The sequence below is a fragment of the Parolsenella sp. genome (genome assembly GCF_982402205.1).
This window is the reverse complement of sequence record NZ_CEVYAT010000062.1, coordinates 1-8,713: the sequence shown is the minus strand read 5'-3', so window position 1 is coordinate 8,713 and position 8,713 is coordinate 1. Positions and strand designations below refer to the sequence as shown.

At 67.0% G+C, this 8,713-nt stretch carries 7 protein-coding genes; 1 reads left to right on the top strand and 6 read right to left on the bottom strand.

Annotated features, from left to right (window positions below):
* Nucleotides 1-87: 87 nt before the first annotated feature.
* On the top strand, nt 88-540 hold the full coding sequence (gene dtd / locus AC1VTH_RS04720; protein WP_481334980.1) for a D-aminoacyl-tRNA deacylase: 453 nt from the start codon (nt 88-90) through the stop codon (nt 538-540).
* Nucleotides 541-612: 72 nt separating this feature from the next.
* Here dtd and AC1VTH_RS04715 read toward each other — a convergent pair whose 3' ends face one another.
* The 6 genes from AC1VTH_RS04715 to tatC all read right to left on the bottom strand — a co-directional run bounded on the left by AC1VTH_RS04715 (nt 613) and on the right by tatC (nt 8,587).
* On the bottom strand, nt 613-2,256 hold the full coding sequence (locus tag AC1VTH_RS04715) for a PSP1 domain-containing protein (protein ID WP_481334979.1): 1,644 nt from the start codon (nt 2,254-2,256) through the stop codon (nt 613-615).
* Nucleotides 2,235-3,398 carry a DNA polymerase III subunit gene (locus tag AC1VTH_RS04710; RefSeq protein ID WP_481334978.1) on the bottom strand — a complete coding sequence of 388 codons (1,164 nt, stop codon included), beginning with the start codon at nt 3,396-3,398 and terminating at the stop codon, nt 2,235-2,237. Before AC1VTH_RS04710 ends, AC1VTH_RS04715 begins: the two co-directional genes overlap by 22 nt.
* Nucleotides 3,391-4,032 carry a dTMP kinase gene (gene tmk, locus AC1VTH_RS04705; RefSeq protein ID WP_481334977.1) on the bottom strand — a complete coding sequence of 214 codons (642 nt, stop codon included), beginning with the start codon at nt 4,030-4,032 and terminating at the stop codon, nt 3,391-3,393. Before tmk ends, AC1VTH_RS04710 begins: the two co-directional genes overlap by 8 nt.
* A gap of 320 nt (nt 4,033-4,352) precedes the next feature.
* On the bottom strand, nt 4,353-5,189 hold the full coding sequence (locus AC1VTH_RS04700) for an HAD-IIB family hydrolase (protein ID WP_481334975.1): 837 nt from the start codon (nt 5,187-5,189) through the stop codon (nt 4,353-4,355).
* An 8-nt stretch (nt 5,190-5,197) separates the two neighbouring features.
* Nucleotides 5,198-7,792, bottom strand: a complete 2,595-nt coding sequence (locus AC1VTH_RS04695; RefSeq protein ID WP_481334973.1) for a DNA topoisomerase I — start codon at nt 7,790-7,792, stop codon at nt 5,198-5,200.
* Between the two features lie 3 nt (nt 7,793-7,795).
* Nucleotides 7,796-8,587 carry a twin-arginine translocase subunit TatC gene (gene tatC, locus AC1VTH_RS04690; RefSeq protein WP_481334971.1) on the bottom strand — a complete coding sequence of 264 codons (792 nt, stop codon included), beginning with the start codon at nt 8,585-8,587 and terminating at the stop codon, nt 7,796-7,798.
* Between the last annotated feature and the right edge of the window lie 126 nt (nt 8,588-8,713).

Sequence of the window (8,713 nt, the reverse complement as noted above, 5' to 3'; positions counted from 1 at the left end):
GGCGTGCGGCGGGCCCATCGACGCGAGCCACTACACGCGCTACCTCACCGAGAAGTTCAGCGCCATCTACAACCTCTAGGAGGCACCGTGCGAGCACTTATCCAGCGCGTGAGGCATGCGAGCGTCACGGTGGAGGGCGAGGTCACGGGCAGTTGCGGCAAGGGGCTGCTCGTGCTGCTTGGCGTGGGTCATGGCGACGACGAGACCGTGGCAGACAAGCTGTGGGACAAGATCTTGGGCCTGCGCATCTTCGAGGATGAGGCGAGCAAGACCAACCTGTCGCTTGCGAGCGTGGGTGGCGAGGCGCTCATCGTGAGCCAGTTCACGCTCTACGCCAACTGCAGGCGCGGGCGCAGGCCGTCGTTTACCGACGCGGCGGCGCCCGACGTGGCAAGCACCCTCTACGAGCACCTCTGCGAGCGTGCCGAGCAGAGCCTGGGCGCCGGGCACGTGGGCCGCGGCGTCTTTGGCGCAATGATGGACGTTGCGCTCGTGAACGACGGTCCCTTCACCATCTGGCTCGACACCGACGAGCTGTAAGACAAGGCGGGCGCGAGGAGTGAGTTCCTCGCGCCCGCCTCGTTGTTTGCTGGTTGGTTATGTCCCGCGATGCTACTCGACAGACGGCGCCTCGGGCTTGCCGCCCTGCTCGCCACCGTTGCCACCACCGCGGCGGTGCCTGCGGCGACGGCGCTTGGGCGCGCCCTCGCCCGCGCTCGCGTTGCCCTCGGCCGGGGCGCCGCCGCCCTCGGAGGCCACGTGCTTGGGCTTCTGCCTGGGCTTGCGCTGCTCGCCCGCCTCGTCGCGACGCTGCTGCTGGGCCTGGGCGGCCGCACCACCCTTGTCACCCGGGCGACGGCGGCGACGCCTCGAGCTGCGCTGCTCGCCGCCCTCGGCCTGCTCCTGCTTGGCCCGTTGCTCGCGCTGGGGCCGCTGAGACTGCTCACCCTCGCCCTTCTGCACGTTGTGGCGACGCTCGCGGCGGCTCGTGGGCTGCTGCTCCTCGCGCTGCTCGCCCGCCTCCTGCTCGCTGTGATGACGACGCCTCGAGCGTCTGCCCTCACCAGGCGCGCTCTTCTTGGCAGAGGCGGAGTCGGACTGGCCCGGAAGGCTCTGGGCGTCCTCGACGGCAACCTCGACAGTCTTGTGCCTGCGGCGACGCCTCGTGGTCTCGCCCTCGGCAGACGGCGCCTGCGCGGTCTCGGCGGCCTCGGAGCGGCCGCCCTTGTTGCCGCCCTTGTTGCGGCGGCGACGGCCCGAGCGGCCCTCGGTCACGAAGAGGTCCTCGGCGGCCACCGTCTCCTCGGGAATCAGGCCGTTCTTGCGGTCGATCTCCTCGAGCGCGGCACGGACCTCGGGACTCGCGAGGCGGTCCATCGTGGAGCGCAGCACCGTGTCGGGGCGGCACGGGCAGCCCAGCTCCTCGCTCTTCTTCTTGGCGGCATCGCTCGCCTCCATCTCGGCGAGCGGCACGCGGATCTGCTTGCCGTTCTCGAGGCGCAGGGCCAGCTGCTCCTTGGGCGTGTCGTACTCGACGATCTTGGCGGTGCCCAGCGGCGTCTGAATCACGGCGTTCTTCTTGGGCGCGCGCTGCTTGAAGTCGCGGTAGGCCTCGAACTCATAGCGCAGGCAGCACATGAGGCGCCCGCACGCGCCGCTAATCTTGTTGGAGTTGAGCGGCAGGTCCTGCTCCTTGGCCATGCGAATCGAGACGGGCTCGAAGCCGCTGCCAAAGCGCGTGCAGCACAGCTCCTGGCCGCAGTGGCCAAAGCCACCCATGAGGGCGGCCTCCTCGCGCACGCCGATCTGACGCATGTCGACGCGCTCGTGCAACTCGCGCGAGAGGTCGCGGACGAGCTGGCGGAAGTCGATGCGATCGTCGGCGGAAAAATAGCACACGACCTTCTCGCCGCCAAAGAGGTACTCGACGGCAACAGGCTTCATGTCGAGGCCGCTCTTGGAGACGAGGCGGCGGAACGTCGGGAAGGCGCGGTCGCTGCGCTCGGCAAGCTTGTCGGCGCGGTCGTAGTCCTCGTCGGTTGCCACGCGAATGACGCTCTTGAGCTTGGCGCCGTCGGTCTTGCGGTTGTACTCGGCTTGGTCGACCTCGAACGGGTCGCCCGTGGCCAGACCCATTTCGGTTCCGCGCTCGGTGGCACAGATCACGTGGTCGCCCTCGACGGCGTCGGTGCCGGCAGGGTCAAACCACAGGTCGCGCGCGGCGTAGGCAAACTTCACCGGAATGACAGTGGGCATAGTGCCTCCTTGCAGGTGCACAGCATTGTCTCGAGGACCAGCTGGGGGGATACGTTATGGGCGAGGTCGTCATTGGCCTGGTCTACGGCACGCAGGGCCGCGAGCACGCCAGCGCTCGTAGCCCGAGAGGCGAGGCGCTCGACGACATCGGTAGAGTCGGAGTTGACGACGGGCTCGTCCACACCCTCGAGGCGCATGAGCACGTCGCGCAGCAGCGAGCTCGCCGCTGCTAGAAGTTCCATGATACCCGAACGCTCACGAGCCGTAAGCTCGCGCTTGTTGCGCTGCTCGATGAGCTTCTCGGCCTTGGTGGAGAGGTAGTCGGCGCCGCGCTCGAGCTCCTCGGCCTGGCGGCTCTTCACGTCGTCGAGCGGAGCCTGGGCGGCCAGGGTGAGGTCGCGGGCCGCGCAGAGCACGTCCCAGGCGTCGTCGCGGGCGAGACCGTCGAGCGCGCGCACCATGAGCAGGCGGGCGTCGCGACGCTTGTGCGAGGCGATGAACTCGTCTGCGCGCTGCGGCGTCATCGTGACGTCGAGGGCTATGCGCGCGATGGCGTCACCCGCCCCAACGCCGCTCGCCTCGGCCACGCGGCGTGCCGCCTCGGCGGGGTTGCTCAGGCGAAACGGCACGAGCTGGCAGCGCGAGACGATCGTGGGCAGCACAGCGTCGGTCGCGCGGGCCATCAGCACGAACACGACGCCCTCGGGAGGCTCCTCGATGGTCTTGAGCAGGGCGTTTGCCGAGGAGTCGCGCAGGGTGTCCACGCGGTCGAGGATGTAGACCTTGGAGGAGGCGCGCACGGGCGACAGCGAGACGTCAGCGATGAGGTTGCGCACCTGCTCCACGACGTAGCCGCTTGCGCCCTCGGGCTCGATCCAGTGCACGTCAGGGTGGGTGCGGTGCGCCACGCGGATGCACTCGTCGCAGGCGTCGCAGCCGCCCTGCTCGCAGATGACGCACTGGGCAAGCGCCAGGGCGGCGTCCTGCTGGCCGCTGCCGGGGGCGCCCACGAACAGGTAGGCGTGGCTGAACTTGCGCGAGCTCGCCACCGCGGCAAAGAAGTCGCGGACGCGCGGCTGGCCCGCAATGCGGTCGAGGGCTCGCGGCACCTCCCGCGTCGCCGTCTCTCGCACGCTACTCATGGGCCACGCCAGTCCCTGCGGCCACGAGCTCGGCGTCAATGCGCAGGGCCACCTCGTCTGCCGTGCCCATCGCGTCGACAAGCCTCACGCGGGCGGGCTCGCGCTTGGCGAGCGCACGGTAGTCCTCACACACGCGCTGCTGGAAGGCAAGGCCCTCGGCCTCCATGCGGTCGTGCTCGCCGCGGCCCTCGGCGCGCATGAAGGCGCGCTCGGGTTCCATGTCGAGCACGATGGTGATGTCGGGCACAACGCCGCAGCTGCCCAGCTCGTTCGCACGGGTCACGAGGGCGTCGTCCATGCCGCGGGCGCCGGCCTGGTAGGCGTGGGTCGAGTCGTAGAAGCGGTCGCACACAACGGTGGCCCCGCGCTCGAGGGCAGGCTCGATGACCTCACACACGAGCTGGGCGCGAGCCGCCTCGAACAGGAGCAGCTCGCACTCGGGGGCCATCTCGGCGTTGGCGCGGTCGAGGATGAGCGAGCGGATCTTCTCGGAGATGGGGGTGCCGCCCGGCTCGCGCAGGCTCACGACCTCGGCGCCGGCCGCGCGCAGGCGCTCGACCAGCATCAACACCTGGGTCGACTTGCCCGCCCCATCGACGCCCTCGAGCGTGATGAACGTACCGCGACGCGCCATATGACCTCCCCAATCATCTCTTTGACCAGTTCTTCTATCCTACTCGCCCCCAGGCAGGCAGGGCTTCAGGCACCCAAAGACCGAATGGGGATGACATAAACGCCATCAGGCAGCTGGTAGGCAACCTCAGCAAACTCGCTGGTAAACTGCGCGCCATCACATAATACGATTGTCTACGCACACAAAATCCGAATGGTGACGTACACAAAATACGAATGCAGAAGCACCCAAAATACGAATAGAGGCCTGTGCCAGCTAGCTGGCACAGGCCTACAGTCAAAGCAGCTGGGCGCCAAAAGCCGCGACTGCCGCGAGAAACCCTACCTCACGGCCTTGTGGGCGGCGACGATCTGGTCGATGACCTGCAGCACGCCACGCTCCTCGTTGCTGGGGGCCACGAGGTTCGCGTGGCGCCGCATCTCGGGCACGGCATTGGCCATCATGTAGCCAAAGCCCACGTTCTCGAGCATCGTGGCGTCGTTGGGCGCGTCGCCAAAGGCGGCCATCTCGTCCGTGCCAATGCCCGTGAGCTCAGAGATCTTGTTGATGGCCGTGCCCTTGCTCACGCCGTCAGGCACGATGTCGACCCACATGATGCCACCGCAGGCATAGGAGAACTCGTCGCCGATCTCGGCACGGTAGGAGTCGATCTTGTCCATCGCGTCGTTGTTGGGAAAGAGCACCGTGTACTTGTCGGCCTCGACGTCGAGTGTCGTGAGGTCGTCGACGAAGGTGCACTTGCTGTAGAAGTTGCGAATGAAGTCCTCCCAGGCGAGCGCGCGCCTGTCGACGTAGCAGCCCTCAATGCCGCAGACAAAACCAAAGTCGCCGCGCTCGCGCGTCACGCAGGCCATGCGGCGGTAGTCCTCGACCTTGAGGTTGGTCTGGAAGAGCAGCTTGCCACGGTCGAAGACGCGGCCGCCGTTGTCGGCGATGACCATCATCTTGTCGAAGAGCGGCCCCAGGTTGTCGCGCAGGGTGTACATGGGCCTGCCGCTCGCCACGGCAAGCTCGGCCCCCACGCTCTCGAGCGCGTCAATGCGCTCCTCGAGGCCATCGGGAATGGTGCTGTCCTCGAGCAGCAGCGACCCGTCCATGTCGGTCAGGACGAGACGGACGTTCTCGAGGCCCTCTGGCTGCGGACTAGACTCGAACATGCTTCCCCCTACTCGGCCGCCTCTCCGGACTTCTTCGAGGTGGCACGCTTGGTCGTCTTCTTGGTGGTTGTCTTCTTGATGGTGGACTTGGCGGCGGTCTTCGCGGCCGTCTTGGCCCCACCTCTCGCGGCGCCGGCGCGGACGCGCGCGGGCGTCTTGCGCTCGTTGGTGGGGCAGTCCATGTTCACGCACTTCTTCCACGGGCCGCGGGCCGTCTCAACGATGATCATGGGCGCGCCGCACTCGGGGCACGTCTCGTCGGTGGCGGTGAGCTTACCGCGCGCAGGCAGCGGGTAGCTCACGCCACAGTCGTCGTAGTTGGTGCAGCGGATGAAGCGCTTGCCCGAGCGCTCTGACTTGTGCGCGATGAGATCGCCATGACGGCCCGCCTCGGCGCACACCTTGCACTCGCCCACCTTGAGGTCGGGCTCGTAGTTGGTGGGGCACTTGGGGTTGACGCACATCTCGTAGGCCTTGGCGCGGAACGGCTTGCACTTGATGCGCGGCGCGCCGCACTCGGGGCACACGCCGGCCTCGCCCTCGATGGCCTCGTAACGCACGCCGCTCGGCAGCGGATAGGTCACGTCGCAGTCAGGCCAGCCCATGCAGCCCACGAAGCTGCCGCGGGTCTTGGCGCTCGACTTCACCACGAGGTCCTTGCCGCACTTGGGGCAGGTGCCCACGCGGGCGTCGGCCGTAACGGCATCGGCGATGGCCTCGCCCAGGTCGTCCTTGTGCTCGATGAGGGCGTCGAGCATGCCGGCGAGCAGCGCGCGGGAGTGGTAGACCACCTGGTCCTGGGAGTCCTGGCCCTGGGCCACCTTGGTCATGTCCTGCTCGAGCTCGCTGGTCATCTCGGCCGAGGTGATGCGCGGCGCGTAGGTGTGCAGGGCGTCGATGATGGCCATGCCCAGCTGGCTGGGCTCGACGGGATCGTTCTTGAGGTACTTGACCGTGTAGAGGCGCTCGATGATGCTCGCGCGCGTCGACTTGGTGCCAAGACCGCGCTTCTCCATCTCCTGGATCAGCTTGCCCTGGCTGTAGCGCGCGGGAGGCTCGGTCTGCTTGGCCTCGAGCTTGAGGTCGGCCACGTCGACCTTATCGCCCTCAGACAGGGAGGGCAGCTGGTCGTCGCGCTTGAGGCCAAACGGGTAGATGGCACGGAACCCTGGCACCTTGAGCACGTCGCCCGAGGCGGAGAAGGGCTCGCCCGCGATGTCGATCGAAAGCTTGGTGCCCTCGATGGTCGCAGAGTCGGAGAGCGTAGCGAGGAAGCGTCGCGCGATGAGGTTGTAGAGCTTCCACTCAGCGGGCTGCAGCTTGTCCGGCGAGCCCACGCCCGTGGGGTAGATGGGCGGGTGATCGGTGTCGAACTGCTTGCCGCGCGTGGCATGGAGCTCGGGGGCGGCCACGAGCTTATTCACGTAGGGCGCGTACTGCGGCACGCCAGCGAGCATCTTGGCCGTGGCGCGCAGGTCGAGCGAGTCGGGGTAGACCGTGTTGTCGACGCGTGGGTACGAGATGAGACCGTCCATGTAGAGGCTCTCGGCAAGGCGCATCGTGCGGGCAGGCGAGAGGCCCTCCGCGGCGGCTGCGGCCTGCAGGCTCGTGGTGTTGAACGGCGCGGGCGGGCGCTGGGTGCGCGAGCGCTTGGTCACCGCGGTGACGGTGCCCTCGGTGGCACCATCGACGTGGCCAAAGGCCGTGGCGGCGGCATCATGGTCGGTGAAGCGGCCCTGCGCGTGGGCAATCCTGAAGGCGGCGTCGTCGAGCTCGCCGGGACCGGCGGAACGGCCGTTGATGACCCAGTAGTCCTGCGGCACGAAGGCGAGGCGCTCGCGCTCGCGCTCCACCACGAGGGCAAGTGTGGGCGTCTGCACGCGGCCGGCGCTGCGGACGTTACCAAAGCCTCCGAAGCGCGCCATCGTGAGGTAGCGCGTGAGGGCGGCGCCCCAGATGAGGTCGATGTACTGGCGGCTCTCGCCGGCGTCGGCCAGGTTCTGATCGAGGTCGACGAGGTTGGCGAAGGCATGCTCGATCTCGGCGCGGGTGTAGGCGGAGTAGCGGGCACGCGAGACGGGCACGCCGGGGTTGACCTCGAGCACCTGGGCCAGCGCGTCGGAGCCGATGAGCTCGCCCTCGCGGTCGAAGTCCGTGCCAATGACAACCGAGTCGGCTTTCTTGGCGAGGTTCTTCAGCGAGCGGATGATGCCCTTCTCGGCGGGAAGCTTCTCGACGGGCGCCCACACAAGGTAGGGCAGGCTCGGGACCTTCCAGCCCTTGATGTCGACGCCGTCCTCGAGGAACGGCTTCTTCTTTTTGAACGGAGGACGGGGCAGGCCGTCGGGGACGTCGGCGGGAAGGACCTCGCCCTCGGCCGAGACGGCATACCAGCCCTGGCTGTCGCTGAACTTGAGCTCGGTGGGAAAGTCCGGCGCCAGGATGTGACCGCGCAGGCCAATCGTGACCCACTCCTCGCCACCGCGCGTAAAGCGGTAGACGGGAGTGTCGTAGACCTTGTCCTTCTTGGGCTTACCAGCCTCTGAGAGCAGGGCCGCGATCTTCTCGGCGGCATCGTTCTTCTCGGTGATGACGAGCTTCATGCGTTAATCCTCGTTGAACTTGTGCTCCTGGTACTCATCGCGCGACCACTTGAGCGACGCCTTGCCGTCGCGGGCCACGAGCACGCGGCGAGCCAGGAACAGGGAGGCCTCGTACAGCACGATGACCGCGGCGAACATCAGGAACATCGTGACGGGGCTTGCGTCGGGCGTTACGACGGCGCTGGCGACGAGCAGGCCAACGTAGATGAAGCGCCACTGCTCGCGCATGGTCTTGTAGGGCACGAGGTGGAAAATGAGCAGGTAGAAGATCACCAGGGGCAGCTCGAATGCGCAGCCAAAGCCAAGCTCGAGCAGGGTGATCATGTTGATGTAGTCCTCGGCGTTGGCGAAGACGGCCGCGAAGTCGTTGGTCTGGTCGAGCATCCAGCCAAAGGTCGCCTGAAGGATTACCAGGTAGCAGAAGATCATGCCAAAGAAGAACAGAAAGACGAGGGCGGCCACCGTGGGGCCAACCCACTTCTGCTCGGAGGGCTTGAGCGCCGGCATGAAGAAGCCGAGCGTCTGGAAGATGATAATGGGGCAGCACACGATCACGGCAAAGAACATGGCCACCTTAAAGCGCAGGGTAAAGCCGCCGAGCGCCGTGGTGACGTAGAGCTTGCCGCCGTCGGGCATGAACTGACGAATCGGGTCGATAAGAACCCGGATGAGCGTGGGCGTGGCCATGTAGACAACGACCGTCGTCACGAGCACGCACACGATGATGATGGTGAGGCGCCGCCTCAGCTCGCTCAGGTGATCGAGCAGCGGCATTCTTGCGGGTCCGACGGGCATTATGCGTCCTCCTCGTCGTTGAGGTCGTCATCGTCATCATCGTCGTCGAGGCCATAGAGGGCTGCGACAGAGGTGGGGGCGCGCTCAGGCTCGGGGTCTGCCTGCTCGGCCGGGGCGGCGTCGTCG

Coding starts and splice junctions, on each gene's coding strand:
- AC1VTH_RS04715 (WP_481334979.1), bottom strand. CDS start 2,256: ATGCCCACTGTCATTCCGGTGAAGTTTGCCTACGCCGCGCGCGACCTG.
- AC1VTH_RS04710 (WP_481334978.1), bottom strand. CDS start 3,398: ATGAGTAGCGTGCGAGAGACGGCGACGCGGGAGGTGCCGCGAGCCCTC.
- tmk (WP_481334977.1), bottom strand. CDS start 4,032: ATGGCGCGTCGCGGTACGTTCATCACGCTCGAGGGCGTCGATGGGGCG.
- AC1VTH_RS04700 (WP_481334975.1), bottom strand. CDS start 5,189: ATGTTCGAGTCTAGTCCGCAGCCAGAGGGCCTCGAGAACGTCCGTCTC.
- AC1VTH_RS04695 (WP_481334973.1), bottom strand. CDS start 7,792: ATGAAGCTCGTCATCACCGAGAAGAACGATGCCGCCGAGAAGATCGCG.
- tatC (WP_481334971.1), bottom strand. CDS start 8,587: ATGCCCGTCGGACCCGCAAGAATGCCGCTGCTCGATCACCTGAGCGAG.